Below are 20,340 nucleotides of genomic sequence, written 5' to 3' on the forward strand. Positions count from 1 at the left end.
TCATATGACGAATACATATACCTGGCGTACCGCCGCCCTTATCAGAGAAACCCACGATACCGTGACCGTTCGCTTTGATACCGGCGGCACGCCCTTTTCATACAGGCCCGGCCAGTTCATCAATCTCACCCTCACCATCAACGGCGCGCGCGTAACGCGTTCGTATTCGCTGAGCTCCTGTCCGGGTGAGGACGCCCATCCCGCCATTACCGTCAAACAGGTAACAGGCGGCCTGATGAGCACCTTCATCGTGCAGCAGGCAGCGGACATCAAGGAATGGCAGGTAGCTGGTCCCCACGGCGCGTTTACGCCTTCGGATAACGCCTATGCCGCAACGAACGTGGTATTGCTGGCGGGAGGGAGCGGCATCACGCCCCTGTGGTCCATCGCACGCGCCATCCGCCGCTTTACACCGCAGCCGCAGCTGTCACTGGTGTATTCCAGCCGGACGGCAAACGATATCATTTTCCGCGAGGCCATCGAAACCTCCGGCGTGCAGGCCTATCATGCCTTGTCGCAGCCGGCGGAAGGATTCGGCGGCCGCCTCAACAAACTGGTGGTCAAAAAACTGATCAAAAACGCCGTGCCGCAACCGCAGGAGAATACGCATTATTTCATCTGCGGCCCCGCCGCGCTGATGAAAATGCACCTGGAGGTATTGTCGGGGTTGGGTGTGCCGGAAGCGCATATTCACAAGGAGTATTTTCAACCGGAGGCCGATGCGCCCGCGCCGGAACTGCCGCAGCAGATGCAGGAGGTGCTGATGCATTTTTATGACCAGTATAACCTGCTTGAAGTGCAGCCCGGCCAGACCATCCTTTCCGCCGCCCTTGCCGATCACGTTCCCGTGCCTTATTCGTGCAACAACGGCACCTGCGGCACCTGTACGGCCCGTGTAACGGCCGGCAGGGTGAGCATGGCCAATAATTACGCCCTGCGGAACAGCGAGGTGGAACAGGGCATGGTGCTGCTCTGCCAGAGTTACCCCCTGACGCCCGACGTAACGGTGCAGATCGGGTAATTAAATTATATAAAACGTATGGCCAATTGTATAACAGCGGCCGGGCACAATCGAAGTAATTTTACATCATCAACGAAAAAATTCAAACATCATGGATACGATTCAATTCAGGACGAACATCAAATGTTCCGGCTGTATCGCCAAAGTAACCCCTTCGCTGAACGAACTGGCGGGGGAAGATAACTGGGAAGTGGACCTGCAGAGCGCGGACAAGATACTCACCGTATCAACGGAACAAACAGACGGGAAAAAGATCAAAGAGGCCATCGAAAAGGCCGGGTACAAGGCGGAGCAGGTTGCTTAACGAATAAAGGGCGGTGCATTCCGCCCTTTTTTGATGCCCCTGTTCCGATAAATGTAAAAGAATACCCGAATTATGTAACAATCCCGCCACGGCGGGCCGCTATCTTTACTTCGCAATGAAAAAGTTCCTGGTACTCGTTTTACTCACGCTTTACATGGGCTCCTCCACGGGCGCCACCCTCCGCATGCATTATTGCAAGGGCCGCCTCGTTGAAGTGCAGCTCACTGCCGGCGCCGACGGGCATTGCACGATGTGCGGCGCCGCTACGGCAGGGAGCTGCTGCAAAAGCGAGCACAAAACCGTCAAGCTGGATAAAGACCAGCAAGCCGCCGGGAGCGCTGCCTGGACGTTGCCCGAGGCCGAAGTGGCTACGCCGCTGTTGCTGATGGCGCCGGCGGCTCCCGTGCAGATGGCCGCGCACCGGCCTGCCAGCCATGCGCCGCCACAGGGCAAGGTGCATCCCAATATCCTGCATTGCATTTTCCGTATCTGACGTTCCCCGGTTCTACCGCGTACATTTTTCTCCCCGTACGCCCGATTCCTCTTTTTACAACACTGACTAATTGATATGCTGGCCACTGCAGTGCTATACTGTATGCCTCCCGCTGAAAACAACTACTATGGTACATCGTATGATTGAATGGTCGCTGCGCAACCGGTTCATAGTGCTGGTGATGGGCGCCGCTTTATTCGCCTGGGGCGTGTATTCGGTGAAAAAGAACCCCATCGACGCCATCCCCGACCTTTCCGAAAACCAGGTCATCGTATTTACGGAATGGATGGGCCGCGGTCCGCAGCTGATAGAAGACCAGGTGACCTACCCGCTGGTGACCAACCTCCAGGGCCTGCCCCGCATCAAATACGTGCGCGGCTCCTCCATGTTCGGCATGAGTTTCATCTACGTGATTTTTGAAGACGACGTGGATGTGTACTGGGCCCGTGAAAGAGTGCTCGAAAGGCTGAGCACCGTATCCAGCACCCTGCCGGATGGCGTTACGCCGCAACTGGGCCCCGACGGCACCGGCGTGGGCCACATCCTCTGGTATACGCTCGATGCGCCGCAGATGGACCTCGGCGAGCAGCGGGCCCTGCAGGACTGGTACATCAAATTCGCCCTCCAGAACGTGCCGGGCGTGAGCGAGATCGCTTCCTTCGGCGGGTTCCAGAAACAATACCAGATCACGGTCGACCCGAATAAACTGCTCTATTACCGCCTCACCGTACCGCAGGTCATCAATGCCATCCGCACGAACAACAACGAGTCGGGCGGCCGGAAATTCGAACTGAGCGATATCGGGTATATCATCAAAACATCCGGGTATTTAAAATCCACCGAAGAGATCGCCAACATCCCCGTGGCCAACCAGAACAGCATTCCCGTACGGGTGGCCGACGTGGCCACCGTGCAGATGACGGGCGAAACGCGCCTCGGCATCTTCGACCAGGACGGTAAAGGCGAACGCGTGGGCGGTATCGTGGTGATGCGGTACGGCGAAAATGCCGACGCGGTGATCACCAAAGTGAAAGAACGTATGAAGGAAGTGTCCAAAGGCCTGCCGGAAGGCGTGAAGTTCGATATCGTGTACGATCGCGGCGAGCTGATCAGGGAATCGGTGGCTTCCATCAAAAACACGCTGATCGAAGAAATGATCGTGGTGTCGCTCGTGGTGATCGTATTCCTCTTTCACTGGCGCAGCGCACTGAGCATCATCATCCAGATCCCCATCACCATCGCCGCCAGCTTCATTTTACTGAACGCCTTCGGCATCTCTTCCAATATCATGTCGCTCACCGGTATCGCGCTCGCCATCGGGGTGATCGTCGACAACGGGATTATCATGAGCGAAAACGCTTATAAACACCTGGCCGAACGCTACGCGCTGTGGCAGGAACAACAAAAAACGCAATAACATGAAATGGTTCAGGAACATATTTAAAAAACCGCCGCAGTGGATCAGCGAAGAAGAGCGCCTGAAAGTGATTGAAGGGGCCAGCAAGCAGGTGTCGCGCGGCGTGTTTTTCGCCACCATCATCATCATCACGTCTTTCCTGCCGGTATTCATGCTTACCGGGCAGGAGGGCAAACTGTTTCACCCGCTGGCTTTCACCAAAACGTTCATCATGATCGTGGACGCCTTGCTGGTGCTCACGCTGGCGCCGGTGCTCATTTCATTTTTCATGAAAGGGAAGTTCCGGCCAGACAATGCCAACCCGGTGAACCGCTTCCTCGAAAAAATATACGAGCCCATTATCCGCACGGTGCTGAAGTGGCGGAAAACCACCATCGCCATCAACATCCTGGCGCTGGTGATCACCATCCCCCTGCTGAAAAGTCTCGGCAGCGAATTCATGCCGCCGCTCGACGAACAGAGCATCCTGTTCATGCCCGTGACCCTGCCCGACGTATCGAACGCGGAAGCGAAACGTATTCTGCAGGTGCAGGACAAGATCATCCGCAGCGTGCCCGAAGTGGAAAAGGTGCTGGGCAAAGCAGGGCGGGCCAGTACGGCTACGGACAATTCGCCCATCAGCATGATCGAAACCATCATCATGCTCAAACCGGCATCCGAATGGCGCGAAGGCATCACCAAAAAAGACATCATCAACGAGCTGGATGCGAAACTCCAGATCCCCGGCGTGGTGAACGGGTGGACGCAGCCCATCATCAACCGCATCAACATGCTGGCCACCGGCATCCGTACGGATGTGGGCGTGAAAGTGTACGGGCAGAACCTCGATACCATCGCCGCAGTGTCTGAGCGCGTGAAGCAGGCGCTGGAAGGCACGGCGGGCATCGCCGACCTGTACGTGGAGCCGGTGACGGGCGGTAAATATCTCAACATCGCCGTCCGCCGCGCGGACCTGGCGCGTTACGGGCTGAATGTGGACGACGTGAACCAGACGGTGGAAACCGCGCTGGGCGGTGCGCCCATCGGCAACACCATCGAAGGCCGGCAGCGTTTTTCGATCAGCGTGCGGCTGGCGCAGGATTACCGCAACAGCGTGGAGCGTATCCGCCGCATCCCGGTGATGTCGCCGGCCATGGGGGAGGTGCCGCTGTCGGCCGTGGCTGATGTGGAATTTGAGAACGGTCCCCCCATGATCACTTCCGAAAACGCCATGCTGCGCGGGGCCGTGCTGTTCAACGTGCGCGACCGCGACCTCGGCAGTACCGTCAAAGAGGCGGTGGACAAGATGAACCAGGCCAGCGGCATTCTGCCGGCCGGTTATTACCTCGAATGGAGCGGGCAATATGAAAACCTCATCCGCGGGCAGCAAACCCTGATGTGGATTGCGCCGGTGGTGCTGGTGATCATCTTTTTCTCCCTGTATTTCGCATTTCATTCCATCCGCGAAGCTTTCCTGAGCCTCATCACCGTACCCTTCGCCCTGATCGGCGGCGCGTACCTGATCTGGTTCTGGGGCGTCAACCTGTCGGTAGCCGTGGCGGTGGGATTCATCGCCCTGTTCGGGATAGCCGTGGAAACGGGCATCGTGATGGTGATTTACCTCAACGATGCGATGCAGCAGCTGGTGAAGCTGAAAGGCAATTCGGCGGCCACCATTACCCGCGACGATCTCAGGGAATATGTCATTCACGGCGCGGCGAAACGCCTGCGGCCCAAACTGATGACGGTGTGCGTGTCGCTCTTCGGCCTGGTGCCGGTGCTCTGGGCAACCGGCGTGGGCACGGACGTGATGAAACCCATCGTATTGCCGATGATCGGCGGGGTGCTGACATCCTCTACCCACATCCTGCTGGTGACGCCGCTCATCTTTTTAATGACGAAGGAATATGAATTACGCAAGTACGGTAAACTTGAAATACATGAAACGAATCACTAAATATATCCCGCTGCTCCTGTTGCTGCTGCCGGGCATCGGCCGGGCGCAGGAAGCGCCGGTGCTGCCGCTCGACACGGTGCTGCAGCGGATCGATCGCAACAACATCCTGCTGCAGTCGTACCAGCTGAAAGCGGAAAGCTTCCGTTACAACGCCGATGCCGCCACCGCCTGGATGGCGCCGATGGTGGGCGTGGGCACTTTTATGACGCCTTACTCCAGGAAAATGGTGATGGACGACCGCGACAAAGGCAGCCTGATGCTCCAGATCGAACAGGACATTCCCAACCCGGCGAAACTGCAGGCCAAAAAACGGTACATCGCCTCGCAGGGCGATGTGGAACGCGCCGGCCGCGCCGTAACGCTCAACGATTTCAGGGCGCAGGCCAAACGCCTTTATTACAACTGGCTCGTGGCGCGGCAGCGCATAGCCGTACTGGAAGAGAACGACAAGATCATGCGCACCATGAAGAAGATCGAAGAGGTGCGCTACCCGTACAACCAATCGCAGCTGGGCGGCGTATTCAAAGCGAACGCCAAAATAGAGGAGAACGCGAACATGGTGCGCATGCAGGAAGGCACCATCGCCAAAGCCCGCGCCTGGCTCAACAGCCTGATGAACATGCCCGGCAATACGCCGTTTGAAATAGACAGCATGCTGGTGCCGGCATTCGACGCAGCGGCTTCTTACGATACCGCCGCATTGGCCACCGTGCGGAAAGACGTGTTCAAAATGGATGCGACCATCCGTTCGATGCAGCTGAACATCACCAGCATGCAGCGCGAAAAGAAACCCGATTTCCGGATCCGCTTCGATCATATGCGGCCGCTGGGCGATATGATGCCCAAGGCTTACAGCGCCATGGGCATGGTCAGCATTCCCATCGCGCCCTGGTCGTCGAAGATGTACAAATCCGGCATCAAAGCCATGCAGTACGATATACAGGCCATGGAAAAGGAAAGGGCCGCCATGCTGCAGGAAACGCAGGGCATGCTGTACGGGATGCAGTATGAAATACAAACCATGCAGCGCCGGGTGACGGCCATGGAAGAAAAGATCATCCCTTCGCTGCGGCAAACGCTCGACGCGGGCTTCCTGAACTACCAGGAAAACAAACTCGCCCTGCCGAACGTCATCGACGCGTGGGAGGCACTCACCATGATGCAGCTGAACGTGCTGGATGAAAAACTGAAACTCTACGAAATGATCGTCGACTATGAGAAAGAATTATATCGTTAGCATATTGTGCGGGCTGCTCTTTACGGTAGCCGCCTGCAACACCAAACCCGGCGCTCCTGCGGCCAAGGAAGGTCACCAGGAAGAGCGGGTAGACAGTGCGGTGGCGGCGCTGGCGCAACCCGTCAACGTACGGGTGGTAACCGATATGCCGGTAGTGACGGGGGAAACGGGCACCCGCATTTTTACGGTCCAGGCCAGCGGCATTGTCGCATACGATACGCGCAACCAGACCGGCATTGCCAGCAGGGTAGGCGGGCGCATCGAACGGATGCTGATCCGGTACAACTACCAGCCTGTGCAGAAGGGGCAGCTGATCATGGAGATCTATTCGCCCGATCTCGCTGCCGCGCAACAGGAACTGCTCTTCGTGGCGCAAAAAAGCCCGGAGATGCTGGCGGGCGCCAGGCAACGCCTGGTTTTGCTCGGTATGCAACCGGCACAAATCAACAGCGTATTGCAAACAGGAAAGATCATCTATCGTGTGCCGGTATACAGTCCGGCTAGTGGTTACATTCTTGAAAAAACGGCGGCAGCCAACGCAGCACCCTCAGCCGCTGCGCCTGCCGTGCCAACCGGCGACGGAATGGGAGAGATGGGTGCGGGAGGAAGCAGTGCCGCGCCCGCTCCCGCCGCGCCTGCAGCCAGCCCTGTGATGCTGCGGGAAGGCCAGTACGTCGGCGCCGGTCAATCGCTGTTCACCATTTACCAGGCGCATAACCTGGTGGCGGAGTTTTCTTTTCCGTCATCGCAGGCGGCTTATCTGCGGCCAGGCCAGAAATTATTGTTCCACCCCGTGTCGGAAAAAGCGGCGTTGCGGTCGGGCAACATCGGTTTGATCGAGCCCGTGTTCCGTAACGGGCAGAATTTTACGCTGGCAAGAGTGTACCCGGAAAACAACGCCTTCAGGCCGGGACAATTGCTCACCGCACACGTGCCCATCGTCTACACATCCGGATGGTGGCTGCCGGAAAAAGCGGTATGGCGCCTCGGCAACAAGGCAGTGGTATTCCGCAGGGAAAACGGCTCGTTCGTACCGGTAGCGGTGCAGGCGGACGGCGCCGTGCAGGGCATGGTGCGCATCAGTACGGACATCAGCGGATGGCAGTTGGCCGCCAACGCCGCCTACCTCGTAGACAGTGAAAGTTTTATTAAAACCCAACCGTAATGGAAAGAAAGAAATTCATCAAAGCCATCGCATGGGCCGCCATTGCACCCGCACTGGTGCTGGCCGCCTGCGGGGGAACAGATAAAAAAACGGCGGATGCGGCGGTGAAGCAAACCTACACCTGCCCCATGCACCCGCAGATCGTGCAGGATAAACCGGGGACCTGTCCCATTTGCGCGATGGACCTGGTGCCGTTCGATAAAAACAATAAAGATCTGTCGCTGACGCTCGGTGAAAACCAGGTGGCGCTGGGCAATATCACCACGCTCACGGTGGGCGCGGGCGCGCTGCATAATTTCAAACAGCTCAACGGCCGCCTTGCCATCGACCCGGAAAAAACGGCGGTGATCTCCAGTCGTGTGCCCGGCCGCATCGAAAAGCTGTACGTCAAGGAAACCGGCGTGGCCGTCAGCAAAGGGCAGCCGTTGTATAAGATCTATTCGGAACAGCTCGCCTCGCTGCAACAGGAGTACCTGCTGGCCGTAGCGCAGGCTACGCAGTTCCCCGGCGACGCGCGCTTCCAGCAGATCGAAAAGGCGGCGCGGCAGAAGCTGGTGCTGTATGACCAGTCGGATGCGCAGATCAACCGTTTCGTACAGGCGGGGAAAACCGATCCCTACATCACTTATCCTTCGCCGGTGAGCGGTGTGGTGGCGGAGCTTTCTGCAGCCGAAGGGCAATACGTGGGTGAGGGCGGCGCCATCATGCGCCTCGAAGGGTATGGGCAGTTATGGGTGGAAGCGGACGTGTATCCCGCGGAAGCGGCTGCCATCAGACCCGGGCAATCCGTGAAAGTGATAGTGGCCGGTTGGGAACAGGAACCGCAGCAGATGACGGTGCAGTTCATCAATCCCGCATTGCAGCCCGGCAGCCAGGTAATGCAGCTGCGGGGTACGGTCGCCAACCCCGGTAACCGCTGGCAGCCCGGTATGCAGGCAAACATCCTGCTGCCGGCGGGCACGCAGGGCGATGTACTGAGCGTACCGGTGGATGCCGTGATCAGGGATGGTAAGGGCACCCATGTGTGGCTCGAAACCGCCAAAGGGAAATACGCGCCGCGCATGGTGAAAACGGGAGTGGAGAACTTCGATGCCGTGGAAATCACCAGCGGTCTTAAAAACGGCGATAAAGTGGTGGTGACCGGAGCTTACCTGCTATACAGCGAATACATCCTAAAAAAAGGCGCCGATCCGATGGCGAATCATAAACATTAATCAACAATAAACGCATCATCATGAAACAATTCCTGAAAGTAACATGTCCCCTGGCTGCGGCGGTACTGCTGGCAGCCTGTGGCGGCAGCGCAACCTCCGAAAAAACAGCCGCCAAAGAAGATCACGCCGGCCACGATCATGCCGCCGCACCGGCGGCGCCGGCAGCCGTGCAATTGAAAGACGACAAACTGAATGCCGTTTACCAGCATTACGTTCACCTCACCAACGCCCTCGTGAAAGGTGACGCGGCGGAAGCCAAAATCGCCGGCAATGCCATCGAAACGGGTGCAAAGGAAGTGACCGGCGGGGACAAACTCGCGGCGGATGCGGCTAAAATCATGGCGGCGGCGGATATCGACGCGCAACGCACGGCGTATTCCTCGTTGAGCAATGAGATGATCGGGCTGGTGAAAAAATCGGGCCTCAGCAGCGGCGCGCTGTACGTGGATTTCTGCCCGATGGCGATGAACGACAAGGGCGGATACTGGATAAGCGCCTCCAAAGACATCAAAAACCCGTATTTCGGCGACGCCATGCTGACCTGCGGGGAAGTGAAGGAAACGGTGCAGTAGCAGGGTAAGGAGGCCATCCGGAAGGCTGCGGGCGGGGGGCCTGCAGCCTTTGTTATTTGGATTATTAGCAGCGAAATGATAATTTAACCGTTCGCTTAAACACGAACATCATGCTACAGAGATTCAGAATTTGCCTGTATGTGCTATTGAGCATATGCCTTACCGTACAGGCGCAGAATGGTAAAAAGACACGCCTGTTCATCATCGGCAACAGTTTTTCCGGTAACGCGGCAAGCTTCCTGCCCCAGCTGGCGAAAGAAGGCGGCATCGACCTCGAGATCGGCCGCGCGGAACTGGGCGGTTGTTCACTGGAACGCCACTGGAAACTGGCCGAAGCGGATGAAAAAGCCTATAAAGGAAAATCGCTGCGCGAAATGCTGGGCGAAGGCAGCTGGGACATGGTCACCATCCAGCAGTATTCCCTGCTCTCCGGCGACCCGGCTACTTATCAACCTTATGCGCGCCAGCTGGTGGCATTGATCAAATCCCTTCAGCCGAAAGCAAAAATCTATATCCATCAAACCTGGGCTTACCGCAACGATGCGGAAGCATTCGGGAAAATAAAAGGAGAGGAGCGAGCTAAAACCGCTCAGGAGATGCACCGTCATGTAAGGGCCGCCTATCACCGGATCGCCAAAGAACTGGGCCTGACGGTTATCCCTACCGGCGATGCCTTCCGGGCGATGGACGACGACAAAACATGGGGCTACAAAAGAGATGCGGCCTATGATTTTGCAACGCCCAAACCGCCGCAACTGCCCGACCAGACCAACTCCCTGCACGTCGGTTACAAATGGAACAACGACAAACTCACTTTCGACGCCAACCACGCGAATACGGCCGGTTGTTACCTCGGTTCACTGGTATGGTACCGTACGCTGCTGGGAGGGAATGTGAAAGAAGTGAAGTTCAAGCCCGTGCCGGTTTCGGATGCGATGGCCGCGGAATTCAGGAAAGTAGTGGCCGCCCTGTAACGGACGGCATGCGATAAAAAAAGGCGGGAGCACATATGCTCCCGCCTTTTTTGTTATCTCGTTTGTGCCAGCGAACTGCCGAACACGGTCTTTAATAATTCGGTTACACGGGCCGCAGGGTCGCGGCGGATTTTTTGCTCTTCCAGCCCCACTTCATGGAAAATACCGCTGATGGCTCTTTCCGTGACATATGCCGTCAGGTCCGTATTCACGGGCTTGGATGAAAACCGGTTGTACACGGTAAACACGTCCGCCCAGTATTTGGTGGCGTCCACTTTTTTCAGCGCCGCGCTGATCACCGGCTGGAAGGCAGTGGTGAGCGCCGAAGTGGTTTTCTGTTTGAAATAATTGGTGGCGGCGAAATCGCCCCCGCGAAGAATGCCGATGGCATCGGTGATGCTCATCTGCCGGATGGCGTTGATGAAGATGGGCGCCGCGGATTTGGCCGCTTCTTCCGCGCCGCGGTTCATGGCGAGAATGGCTTTGTCGACCACATTGCCCAATCCCACGCTGCGCAGGGTATTCTCTACTTTCTGCGCTTCCGGCGGCATCAGGATCTTCAGCACGGCATTCGCAAAAAAGCCGTTCGGCGCAGAGAGGCGGTTAGCAGTGTTCTGGGTACCGATGGTAAGCGCTTCTTTCAACCCGGATGCGATCTGGAAACTGTTCGGCTGCCCGCTTGTAGTAGTGGGCAGGTTGTTGATGATCTGCTGGGTGGTTTCACAACCGCTAAGCACGATGATGGATAAAAAGCTGGCAAAACAAATGCGTCTCATGACAGGTGTATTTTGGTGCAAATATATAAACTGGCGTTAAACGTCATCCCTGTATCACTGCTGCATACATCGTGCCACCATATAAGGATTCATAACTGCCGAGCCGTTGCACCCGGTTATACCCCATTTTAGCGGCCAATGCTTCGAGTTTGGCGTATGACACGGGATAAGGCACCCAAACAGGCACAGGTACCTCGGTATCGTATTCCACCACGATATACAGCGGCTGTTTCCGGAAAAAAGCGGCTGTTTTTTTGAGAAAAGCGGGTTTGTCGGCCACATAATGCAGGGAATTGGCCATCAGGATGCCGTCCAGCGCCTCCAGGGGCAGTTCGTCGGCCACAAAATCAGCCTTTACGGGCAGAATGTCGACCTCGCCCTTTTCCGGCGGCATCGCTATTTTATCGACGGCGTAGATGCGGCTGCGGGGGGCGAGCAGGGTAGCCAGCGCATGGGTGAAAAGGTATTCGCCGCTGCCCAGGTCGGCCCATTGCTGCGGCGTGGTTTGTTCAATGCCTGCAGGTAGCAGGAGGGAAATCGCGTCTTTCAGTTTCATGAGGAGGAAGTTGCCAAGATGAAAAGATAAGATAAATGGCGGATTGTTTTTTAGCGGTGTATTGATTAAATTACGTACACGGATTAAACCCCCTTCCACATGCGCGTTTCAAACCTGCCTGCCGCTATCGTGAAGACCGTTCTTCTTTTCGCCACCTGCGCCCTGACTGTTTCTGTTCATGCCCAGGAGCCCGCGGCCCGCACTGCCGTCAGCCGCCTCGAAAAGAACATCCCCTCACTGATCCGTGATAACTACATCCCGGCGCTTTCCGCTGCGTATATCCGCGAAGGTAAACCTGTCTGGCATGCCCATTTCGGAACGGCGCAGGCGACGGATAAAACGCCGGTGACCGACTCCACCATATTCGAGGCCGCATCCCTGAGCAAAGTGGCCACAGCCTACGCGGCCCTCCGGCTCGTGGATGCGGGCCGCCTGCATCTCGATACGCCCTTGTACGCATACCTCGGCAACAACTACGAGATCGGCGACGACCCGCGCATCAAAGGCATCACCGCACGCCGCGTACTCTCGCATTCCGCGGGTTTCCCGAACTGGCGCAACCGTGGCGATTCTTTGCTGCCCGTGAATTTTGATCCGGGATCCCGCTTCGGGTATTCCGGCGAAGGGTTCGTATTCCTGGCAAAAGTGATGGAGAAAATCACCGGCATGCCGCTGGAACAGCTCCTGCAGCAATCGGTGTTCGTGCCGCTGGGTATGACGCACAGCAGCATGGTGTTTCACCCGGCGCAGCGGCAGCTATACGCTACCCGTCACAGCTGGCTGGGCAAACCCTCGTGGCTGGCGGATTATCCCAACGCCAACGCGGCCGCCAGCCTGCGTACCACGGCGATGGATTATGCCACCTTCCTGGCGGCCGTGCTCAACGGCACGGGGTTATCCGAATCTTCCCGCCGGCAAATGTTCGCATCCCAGGTAAAAGTAGATACCGCAAAGCCGCAACTGGCCTGGGGCCTCGGCATCGGGCTGGAAATAACGCCCAAAAGGCGTTACTGCTGGCACTGGGGCGACCAGGGCGACGCAAAGGCCCTCTTCGTGGCGGATATCGATACGCGGAACGGCCTGGTGTATTTCACCAACAGCGCCAACGGCCTCGCCATCGCGCCGGAGATGACCGGCCTGGCATTGGGCAACGGCCCGCGCGATATCCTTGCTTATGTGAAATACGCGGAATTTGACCCGGCTGCGGTGCAGCTGGCAGACGCCATCCGCAGCAAAGGAGCGGCGGCGGCGCTGGCGGCTTATCTGCGCGACCGTCAACACACCCTCAGCGAAGATGTGATGAATAACATGGGCTACATGTTCCTCCGCGAAAAAAAATACCCGGAAGCCATCGCCGTGTTCACGCAGAACTCCAAGGACTACCCGGCGTCGTATAATGTGTGGGACAGCCTGGCGGAAGCCCTGATGGAAAACGGCGACAAAGCCCCGGCCATTCAGTACTACGAAAAATCACTGGCGTTGAATCCCGATAACAAAAACGCTGTGGACCAGCTGAAGAAACTGCGGCCATAACAGCGGCATCATCCCAAAAAATGTATCATCATGAAACCCTGTATTATTCTCCTTATGCTATGCGCTGCCTTTCTGAATGGAAGAGCACAAACAGCCGGACTGCCGGACAGTACGCTCCGGAAAATCGACCGTCTTTTCGAAAAATGGGATAACGATCACAGTCCCGGCTTTACTGTCGGCATCGTCAGGAACGATTCGCTGATTTTCAGCAAAGGCTACGGTATGGCGAACCTCGAATACAACATGCAGAATACCCCCGCATCCATATTTCACGTCGCTTCCGTGTCCAAACAATTCACCGCCTACGCCATCGTATTGCTGGCCAGGCAGGGAAGGCTGCAGCTCGATGATGACGTACGAAAATACCTGCCCTGGTTCCCCGACCTGAAAGAAAAGATCACCATCGCGCAGCTGCTGCATCACATCAGCGGTATCCGCGACCAGTGGCAGCTGCTGGCCACCGCCGGCACCCGGCTCGATGATGTGATCACGCAGGAACAGATCATCAAGATACTCAGCCGCCAGCAGGCGCTTAATTTCAAACCCGGTGAACGATTTAACTATTGCAACAGCGGCTACACCATGGCCGCGGAGATCGTTAAGGCGGTGACGGGGAAAACGCTCCGCCAGTTCACCGACTCGGCCATTTTCAAACCGCTGGGCATGCGGGACACACACTTTCACGACGATTATACCGAAGTAGTGTACAACCGCGCCTATTCCTACTTCCGTGGCGACGACGGCAAATTCCATAACGCGGTGCTGAGTTATTCCAACGCCGGCGCCACAAGCCTGTTCACCAATATCAACGACCTGGCCAAATGGGTGATGAACTTCTATGCGCCGAAAGCCGGCACTGCGGAAGATATCAAACGGCTCGCACAAAAAACACGGCTCAACAACGGGAAAGAAATCGACTATGCCCTTGGCATCAGCCATGTTGTTTACCGGGGGCGGAAGGGACTGGCGCACAACGGCGCCGATGCCGGTTACCGTACCACATTGACGGTTTTCCCGGACCTGAAAATGGGATTCATCGTGCTGGCGAACCGGGCGGATTTTAACCCGGGAGAAAGGGCCATGGAACTGGCCGCCCTGTTTATACCCGCCCCGGAAAAAGGAAAACCCGCACCGAAGCCGGACAGCAGTCTCGCCATGCTGAAAAACGCCGCGCTGATACGCCCGTTCGAAGGCAGTTATATTTCGGACGAAGGCACCCAGATGAAATTCCGCCTGAACGATAACAAATTCTACGCCGATGCCTTCGGCAGATCGGAGTTGCTGCAGCAAAAAAAGGATACTTTTTATACGCTGGGCACACCCGCCGTTTCATATGTGTTCAATGCCTCCGGCAGCGGAGACACTACAGCGCTGGTGACCTTTTCCCCGGGAGAAACGGCGCTGCTGAAAAAATCCGTGCCCGTGCCGAAAACCAGCGAGGTACTGAACACTTATGCGGGTACCTATTACAGCCCGGAGCTGGAATGCAGCTACCGCATTGTGGTGAAAGACGGTGGGCTGGTGATGACCAGCAGCAAGTATAACGACATGCCGCTGCGCTTCGAAGGGCCCGATCACCTGCTGTCGAACTGGTGGTGGATGTCGAAATTGCATGTGCTCCGCGATGGCGGCAAAGTGACCGGTTTTGAGGTCAACGACGGGAGGGTGCTGCATTTGAAGTTCAACAAAATACAATAGGGCTTATCCCTTTCCTTCCTTCACCAGTTCCCGGCGGATGGCGTAGAGCAGCTCCGGCGAAGTGATTTCTTCTTTCTGGTTGCTGATCAGCTTCAGGCAGCAGAAATAGGCGATGTTGTTGATGTTCGAGCCGGTGAGCTCGTGTTCGTTCGAAATATGCTCGAGCGAAATGTCGCTGGCAAACTTCACCCGTTCGGGGAACGACCGTTCCCAGAGAATATAACGTTCTGTTGCGGAAGGCACCGGGAAGTACACCACGTTCTGCATCCTCCGAAGGAAAGCCTCGTCCATATTGGCTTTGAAGTTGGAAGCGAGGATGATGAGGCCGTTGTAGCTTTCGATGCGCTGCAACAGGTAACCCACTTCCTGGTTGGCGTATTTGTCGTGCGCGTCATGGATTTCGGTGCGTTTGCCGAACAGCGAATCCGCCTCATCAAAAAAGAGGATCCACTTTTTCTGTTCCGCCCGGTCAAATATCCTTGAAAGGTTTTTCTCCGTTTCACCGATGTATTTCGATACCACTTTGGACAGGTCTATCCGGAACACGTCGAGCCCGGTGGATTTGCCCAGCAACGTGGCCGCCATGGTTTTGCCCGTGCCGGGAGGGCCGTGGAACAACGCGCAGTAGCCGCGTTTCATCCGCTGTCCGAACTGCCACTCGTGCAGCAGCGTATGGTGGTGTTTGATCCATTCTTCGATTTCGCGGATTTGCTGGAGGGTGTAACCGTTCAGTACAAGATCGTCCCATTCGCGGGAAGTGCTGATGTATTCCGCCGCAAACTCGGAGGAAAAACGGGGGTGGCTGATTTGCCCGGTGAGCCAGAACTCCAGTGTTTCTTCGGCCAGCACGAGCCGCCCGCCCATCATCGGTTCGCCGTAGGGGACCGTTTCGATGGAAAGGATGCCTTTCCTGAAAAATACGCTGCCATGCAGCAGGCGGTGCTGCAGCTCTACCCGGCGGTTCACGTCGTTGCCGGCCAGGATGAACAGGAGGGTTTCGCCGGTGGGCAGGGTGCCGCGGTGGTGCAGGCTTTTGGAACCGCCGAAGTCGATGAAATTGCTGCCGTCGGGCAGGTATTCTTTGATGATGTCGTCGTAAAAGGAGGGTTGCAGATGAGGCGCCAGGGCCAGCAGCAGGCACACGTATTCATCGGCGTCCGGCTGCTGCTCTTCCATCCAGAGGGCGAACGGGCTCCCGTCGTGCCAGTACGCATCGGCATCTACCGTTACGTCGTCGGTTTTGCCGAAGTGCAGCGCCAGGCGGCCGGAGATGTAACTGCGCAGGTATTGGAGGGGAATATGAAAAGAATACGGGGTCATGTTATTCGAGTTGTGAAAGGATTTGCAGATAGGATTTTAACTCCACTTTTTGCAGATTGTTGGCGTTCAGCTCCCCGCCCAGTGCGATGGCCGGCACAAAACCGTAACATTCTTCGTACGTAATGGGCCCCAGCCGCTTCCGCGCTTTTTCGTACAGGTTGAAATAATAGTATTCGTTCAGCGATTCATCGGCGGTAACGGAGAAGTTGAGCAGGTCGGCAAGACCGAACTCCTCATACGTCGTTACATCGAGGTACGCGGGATCGAAAGAGTGATGTGTGCCGCCCTGTTCGAAAATGACCCCGCCGAGCCCCGTGCGCACGAGCGGCGTCACACCTTGTAAATCCGCGGCCTGTTCCGTTTCCTGCCGCAGGTCGTCCGGGTCCACCAGCCAGAAAAATCCGTTATTGAAAGAGCAGAAGCCGTCGGCTTTCCACATCTCTATCAGGAAGTCCGGTACTTTGCCGGTGTATTTACGGATGGTGGCTTCACTCGCGGGCGTAAACGTTCCCTCGTCTTTCGGGTGTTTGCGGAGGAAGATATCTATTTCGTCCATGGTCGTCAGTTTATTTTGATCTTCACGTTTTCACTGGAATGTTTGGCGGGTTTCACTTTTTCCACGCCCTGTACAATGAGCGGCACCTGCGTTTTCCACTGGCTGCCCAGCGATGAGTTGACGTTGGTGGCGCCGTGCCCGCCGAATTTGTCGCCTTCACCGCCTGCCACCTGGTCCACTTCATGCAGCAATGCCTTGCCGGACAGGAACGCGTCCGTTTTGCTTTCGGCCATGCTCTTCGCCTTGATGTCGAGCGCGGGCGGTTTCAGGGTGGGCGACGTGATCTTCAGTTCGTCGTACGATTCTTTCAGGTATTTCGACAACAGCTTCTGCCGTTCCATTCGCTTGCCACGGTCGAGGCCCGGCGTGTCCCTGCCCAGTTTCTCGAAGTTGTAGCGGTTGGCCAGCCAGTTCGCGATCTTCATATTGTTGATGGCCACCTCCTGCATTTTGAGCTGATGCTGGAACTCCCCGGCCGGATGCGCGGGATTCTTCACAAAGGTAAGGGCTACCACGTCCATTTTGTCTTTCAGGTTGTCCGTCCCTTTGAGCTGGGAAAGTACGCCGGCCAGCAGGGTGAACTGCGTATCGAGGTCGGCCTGTTTTTTGGCGGCCTCGGGGGGCGTGTCTGCGGGTGTGCGTTTGATCTGCCCGATCTTGCTCAGGATGCCGCGGGCCGTGTTCACCGGGCCCACATTGGCCGGGTCGAGGCCCTGCAGCCGCGTCAGGTAGTCGTTGGCCAGGGTTGGGGTGGAAGCGATGTAAATTTCCGCGCTTTCGTCTTTGCCCTTGAAATACACGGAGTGTGATTTCTGATCGCCGCCTGTGAAGGTTTTGCGGATCTTCAGCCAGCCCATCAGTTTTTCCTTGGCTTTGGCGAGGAACTTCTTGCCTACTTTCACCACCCAGTCGATCACCTTGTCGATCGCCTTGTCTACCGGCGCACGCAGCTTCTTGATGATGGTCACCACCTTGTCGGAGATCTTGCCGAGGCCGAGGAAGTTGGCGAGGAAACTGATGGCCAGGCTCAGCATGCCGCCCAGCACGCTTTCCACCTTGTTCGCCGCTTTGCCGATGGCGCCGCCGGCAATTTCCACCATGCTGTCGATCACCGCCATGCCCACCTGCGCGATCTGCTGTATTTTCTGCACGAGGAACATGATGGTGTTGTAAATGGAGATGATGGACTGTATGAATGCTCCCGCAGGGTTGAGGCTGCTGAGCAGTTTCACGATGGCGGCCTGCACCACGGTAACGGTCACATAGGTAGTAACCTCTGAAATGAATTGTGCTTTGAGTTCTTCGATTTTGTCCTGCATTTTGTCCCATGCCGCCGCCGGCCCTTCGTTCACCAGCGTCTGCACCACGTCGAAGCCGGCTTCCATGGCTACCACGGCAGTTTCGCCGATGGCTTTCACCAGTTTGCCGCGAACGTTCTGCCAGGTGAGGCCGAATACGGACAGGCCGAGCTTGATGATCTCTTTCAGTGTGAACGCCTGTGGAATGTAGATGTTGGCCCCTTTCAGCGAGCCCAGCAGCCAGTCGATCAGGCCTTTTTTCAGCCAGGTGCCGAAGCGGTTCTTGAACTGGTTGAAGCCCTGTTTGGCGGCGTTGACGAGGTGGCCTACGAACACCATCGGCTTTTCGAGAATGGACTTGAACGCGCCGCGCACCTTTTGCAGGTAAGGCATGGCGCCCGGGGCTACCACGGAGAAGATGATCTCCAGCAGGTCGAAGATGGTATTCATCGCCCAGTCCGCGAACGAAGCCGCGAAACCGCCGAATACCTTGAATACTTTGGAGAAGAGGTTGGGCAGGATGATAAAGTCCATCACCTCGATGGATTTCAGCATGGCGATGAAATCCTGCGGGAAAGATTTTACCATGTCCATCAGCCCCTTCATGGCTTTCTGGAACCAGGCGAAGGCTTTGTCTACCGCGTTGCCTTTCTTGATATTGTCCCAGATGTCCTGCCGCCCGATCATTTTCATGAACCCGCCGATGAGCGTGTCCGCATTGCGGGGCACGGATTCGTTGGTGATGGGGTTGAAACCGATCACGGCGCAGAGCAGGTCGAAACCGGGCGCTTTGGCGGCTAATGCGGCGAGCGGTTTGAGCACGGCGTCGCGGATGAACTGCATGATCTCTTCGAACAGCCCCTTGATGAAGCTGATCACGTCGTTCACCGGCGTGCTGAAAATGCTGACGGCCCGGTCCCAGGTCTGGCCGGGAGAGAATATGATATCGGACAGATCCAGTTCGCTCCTGAACTGGTTGATGCCGTTGATGATCTGGCTGACGAGGTTGGAGAATTTCTTGAGTTTGCCTTCCACCCAGCTGCCGGCTTTCTCGAACACGCTGTATTTCTCCAGCGCCTGGGTGATCAGGCCGCCGCCGGGCAGGAATTCGACGATGGCCCGCAGGATGTTGGCGGCGCTGGTATCCACGCTGGCGCCGGTAATGGGGTTGGTGCCCACCACGATGGTGAACATCCGGAAACCGGGTACATAGGTGTGCGCTTTTTCAGACATCCAGTCGAGCGCATCCTGCCAGGAGGGAATGCGCAGTTCGATGCGCTGCACCTGCGGCTCAACGCGCGGCGCTGCGGGCGCTTCCGTACGTTGTACGCTGTGGCCCTGCTGCACCACGTGGGTCAGCTCATGGGCCAGCAGCTGTTTACCGCCGGAGGTGCCGGGCTGGTATTCGTTCTGGTTGAAGAAGATGTGATTCTGGTAAGTGAACGCCTTGGCGCCGGCTTCATTACTGAGTTTGGACGCGTCGGGCCCGCTGTGGATGCGTACGTTGCTGAAGTCGGCATTGAAGCGGTGCTCCATGAAGTTTTTCGTGTCGTCAGACAATGCATGGCCGCCGCCGCTTTGCTGGCGGATGCCTTCGCCGAGGTCGTTGATGGCGGACGATGGTGTGCCTTCCCCTTTCCGCTGCACCTTGTCTTCCTTCGGCGCAGCGTTCATCTGCACTTTATCGTCTTTCGCGGGAGCGGCTTCTTTTTTCTGTATTTTATCCTCCTTCGCCGGGGCGGGCGCCTTCTCGTCCTTGGCGGCTTCTTTTTTCTGTACTTTATCTTCTTTCGATGGAGCGGTATTCACCGGCGCCTTCTCATCTTTCGCAGGCGGCGCCTCTTTTTTCTGCACCTTGTCGTCTTTCGGGGGCGCCTCTTTCATCGCGGGTTTCTCTTCCTGCGCCGGTGCTGCTTTCATCTGCACCTTGTCCATTTTCGCCGCGGCGGGCTTGGGCTGTTCAGGCGCTGGCGACGGTTTTACAGGCGGCTTTTTAGGGCCTTTTTCGGGCGCGGCTTTCGTTTGTACTTTCTTGTCTTTATCGGCGGTTTTTTTACCGTCTGTAACCGGCGCGCGCATCACTTTGTCCGCCATCTGATCGGCTTCCTTTTCAGCGGGGTCGTTGGGTGCGCCGATTTTCAGTTTGGCCTGGACGGGGGTGGAGGAGGAGGCAAAAAACGGCTTTTCCTCGCTTTTCTGCGAAGATGATTTTTTCTGCGGCGGGTTGGCGACAGAGGTTTTAGCAGCCGTATCTGCACCTGATTTCATGC

Annotated in this window: 17 protein-coding genes; 12 read left to right on the forward strand and 5 right to left on the reverse strand. The window is 56.8% G+C overall.

The window, feature by feature from the left end; genetic code table 11:
• Positions 1-4: 4 nt before the first annotated feature.
• The 10 genes from EGT74_RS23575 to EGT74_RS23620 all read left to right on the forward strand — a co-directional run bounded on the left by EGT74_RS23575 (position 5) and on the right by EGT74_RS23620 (position 10,333).
• Positions 5-1,021, forward strand: coding sequence for an iron-sulfur cluster-binding domain-containing protein (locus EGT74_RS23575; RefSeq protein WP_123849079.1), 1,017 nt, complete (start codon positions 5-7; stop codon positions 1,019-1,021).
• A 91-nt stretch (positions 1,022-1,112) separates the two neighbouring features.
• Entirely contained in the window at positions 1,113-1,325 is a 213-nt protein-coding gene (locus EGT74_RS23580; RefSeq protein WP_123849080.1) for a heavy-metal-associated domain-containing protein, read from the forward strand.
• A 115-nt stretch (positions 1,326-1,440) separates the two neighbouring features.
• Complete coding sequence (locus tag EGT74_RS23585) at positions 1,441-1,818, forward strand: HYC_CC_PP family protein (RefSeq protein WP_123849081.1); 378 nt, start codon at positions 1,441-1,443, stop codon at positions 1,816-1,818.
• A 127-nt stretch (positions 1,819-1,945) separates the two neighbouring features.
• Positions 1,946-3,235 carry an efflux RND transporter permease subunit gene (locus EGT74_RS27280; protein ID WP_123849082.1) on the forward strand — a complete coding sequence of 430 codons (1,290 nt, stop codon included), beginning with the start codon at positions 1,946-1,948 and terminating at the stop codon, positions 3,233-3,235.
• Between the two features lies 1 nt (position 3,236).
• Positions 3,237-5,171 carry an efflux RND transporter permease subunit gene (locus tag EGT74_RS27285; protein WP_123849083.1) on the forward strand — a complete coding sequence of 645 codons (1,935 nt, stop codon included), beginning with the start codon at positions 3,237-3,239 and terminating at the stop codon, positions 5,169-5,171.
• On the forward strand, positions 5,155-6,408 hold the full coding sequence (locus EGT74_RS23600; RefSeq protein ID WP_123849084.1) for a TolC family protein: 1,254 nt from the start codon (positions 5,155-5,157) through the stop codon (positions 6,406-6,408). Before EGT74_RS27285 ends, EGT74_RS23600 begins: the two co-directional genes overlap by 17 nt.
• Positions 6,386-7,573: an efflux RND transporter periplasmic adaptor subunit gene (locus tag EGT74_RS23605; protein WP_123849085.1), complete on the forward strand. Its 1,188-nt coding sequence runs from the start codon at positions 6,386-6,388 to the stop codon at positions 7,571-7,573. Before EGT74_RS23600 ends, EGT74_RS23605 begins: the two co-directional genes overlap by 23 nt.
• The gene (locus EGT74_RS23610) at positions 7,573-8,787 is read left to right on the forward strand and encodes an efflux RND transporter periplasmic adaptor subunit (RefSeq protein ID WP_123849086.1); all 1,215 of its coding nucleotides are present in this window, start codon (positions 7,573-7,575) and stop codon (positions 8,785-8,787) included. The genes EGT74_RS23605 and EGT74_RS23610 overlap by 1 nt, the downstream gene beginning before the upstream one ends.
• Before the next feature lie 20 nt (positions 8,788-8,807).
• Entirely contained in the window at positions 8,808-9,359 is a 552-nt protein-coding gene (locus tag EGT74_RS23615; RefSeq protein ID WP_123849087.1) for a DUF3347 domain-containing protein, read from the forward strand.
• A gap of 110 nt (positions 9,360-9,469) precedes the next feature.
• Positions 9,470-10,333, forward strand: a complete 864-nt coding sequence (locus tag EGT74_RS23620) for a DUF4886 domain-containing protein (protein WP_123849088.1) — start codon at positions 9,470-9,472, stop codon at positions 10,331-10,333.
• A 53-nt stretch (positions 10,334-10,386) separates the two neighbouring features.
• Here the strand turns inward: EGT74_RS23620 and EGT74_RS23625 are convergent, their stop codons facing one another.
• Both EGT74_RS23625 and EGT74_RS23630 read right to left on the reverse strand, forming a co-directional pair.
• Entirely contained in the window at positions 10,387-11,109 is a 723-nt protein-coding gene (locus tag EGT74_RS23625) for a DUF4197 domain-containing protein (RefSeq protein ID WP_123849089.1), read from the reverse strand.
• A gap of 43 nt (positions 11,110-11,152) precedes the next feature.
• Positions 11,153-11,665, reverse strand: a complete 513-nt coding sequence (locus EGT74_RS23630; protein ID WP_123849090.1) for a methyltransferase domain-containing protein — start codon at positions 11,663-11,665, stop codon at positions 11,153-11,155.
• Positions 11,666-11,764: 99 nt separating this feature from the next.
• Here EGT74_RS23630 and EGT74_RS23635 point away from each other — a divergent pair, with 99 nt between their 5' ends.
• A complete protein-coding gene (locus EGT74_RS23635) occupies positions 11,765-13,198 on the forward strand; it encodes a serine hydrolase (protein ID WP_123849091.1) in 1,434 nt (477 codons plus the stop codon).
• Positions 13,199-13,228: 30 nt separating this feature from the next.
• Positions 13,229-14,896, forward strand: coding sequence for a serine hydrolase domain-containing protein (locus EGT74_RS23640; RefSeq protein ID WP_123849092.1), 1,668 nt, complete (start codon positions 13,229-13,231; stop codon positions 14,894-14,896).
• Between the two features lie 3 nt (positions 14,897-14,899).
• Here the strand turns inward: EGT74_RS23640 and EGT74_RS23645 are convergent, their stop codons facing one another.
• The 3 genes from EGT74_RS23645 to EGT74_RS23655 are packed head-to-tail and all read right to left on the reverse strand — an operon-like array spanning position 14,900 to position 20,338.
• Positions 14,900-16,216 (reverse strand): ATP-binding protein, encoded by a 1,317-nt coding sequence (locus tag EGT74_RS23645; RefSeq protein ID WP_123849093.1) that lies wholly within the window; start codon positions 16,214-16,216, stop codon positions 14,900-14,902.
• Position 16,217: 1 nt separating this feature from the next.
• Complete coding sequence (locus EGT74_RS23650; RefSeq protein ID WP_123849094.1) at positions 16,218-16,772, reverse strand: T6SS immunity protein Tdi1 domain-containing protein; 555 nt, start codon at positions 16,770-16,772, stop codon at positions 16,218-16,220.
• Positions 16,773-16,777: 5 nt separating this feature from the next.
• A complete protein-coding gene (locus tag EGT74_RS23655; protein WP_123849095.1) occupies positions 16,778-20,338 on the reverse strand; it encodes an eCIS core domain-containing protein in 3,561 nt (1,186 codons plus the stop codon).
• Positions 20,339-20,340: the final 2 nt, after the last annotated feature.

It is taken from the genome of Chitinophaga lutea, from assembly GCF_003813775.1.
In the GTDB taxonomy this organism is placed as follows: Bacteria; Bacteroidota; Bacteroidia; order Chitinophagales; family Chitinophagaceae; genus Chitinophaga; species Chitinophaga lutea.

Coding starts and splice junctions, on each gene's coding strand:
- EGT74_RS23575 (WP_123849079.1), top strand. CDS start 5: ATGACGAATACATATACCTGGCGTACCGCCGCCCTTATCAGAGAAACC.
- EGT74_RS23580 (WP_123849080.1), top strand. CDS start 1,113: ATGGATACGATTCAATTCAGGACGAACATCAAATGTTCCGGCTGTATC.
- EGT74_RS23585 (WP_123849081.1), top strand. CDS start 1,441: ATGAAAAAGTTCCTGGTACTCGTTTTACTCACGCTTTACATGGGCTCC.
- EGT74_RS27280 (WP_123849082.1), top strand. CDS start 1,946: ATGGTACATCGTATGATTGAATGGTCGCTGCGCAACCGGTTCATAGTG.
- EGT74_RS27285 (WP_123849083.1), top strand. CDS start 3,237: ATGAAATGGTTCAGGAACATATTTAAAAAACCGCCGCAGTGGATCAGC.
- EGT74_RS23600 (WP_123849084.1), top strand. CDS start 5,155: ATGAAACGAATCACTAAATATATCCCGCTGCTCCTGTTGCTGCTGCCG.
- EGT74_RS23605 (WP_123849085.1), top strand. CDS start 6,386: ATGAGAAAGAATTATATCGTTAGCATATTGTGCGGGCTGCTCTTTACG.
- EGT74_RS23610 (WP_123849086.1), top strand. CDS start 7,573: ATGGAAAGAAAGAAATTCATCAAAGCCATCGCATGGGCCGCCATTGCA.
- EGT74_RS23615 (WP_123849087.1), top strand. CDS start 8,808: ATGAAACAATTCCTGAAAGTAACATGTCCCCTGGCTGCGGCGGTACTG.
- EGT74_RS23620 (WP_123849088.1), top strand. CDS start 9,470: ATGCTACAGAGATTCAGAATTTGCCTGTATGTGCTATTGAGCATATGC.
- EGT74_RS23625 (WP_123849089.1), bottom strand. CDS start 11,109: ATGAGACGCATTTGTTTTGCCAGCTTTTTATCCATCATCGTGCTTAGC.
- EGT74_RS23630 (WP_123849090.1), bottom strand. CDS start 11,665: ATGAAACTGAAAGACGCGATTTCCCTCCTGCTACCTGCAGGCATTGAA.
- EGT74_RS23635 (WP_123849091.1), top strand. CDS start 11,765: ATGCGCGTTTCAAACCTGCCTGCCGCTATCGTGAAGACCGTTCTTCTT.
- EGT74_RS23640 (WP_123849092.1), top strand. CDS start 13,229: ATGAAACCCTGTATTATTCTCCTTATGCTATGCGCTGCCTTTCTGAAT.
- EGT74_RS23645 (WP_123849093.1), bottom strand. CDS start 16,216: ATGACCCCGTATTCTTTTCATATTCCCCTCCAATACCTGCGCAGTTAC.
- EGT74_RS23650 (WP_123849094.1), bottom strand. CDS start 16,772: ATGGACGAAATAGATATCTTCCTCCGCAAACACCCGAAAGACGAGGGA.
- EGT74_RS23655 (WP_123849095.1), bottom strand. CDS start 20,338: ATGAAATCAGGTGCAGATACGGCTGCTAAAACCTCTGTCGCCAACCCG.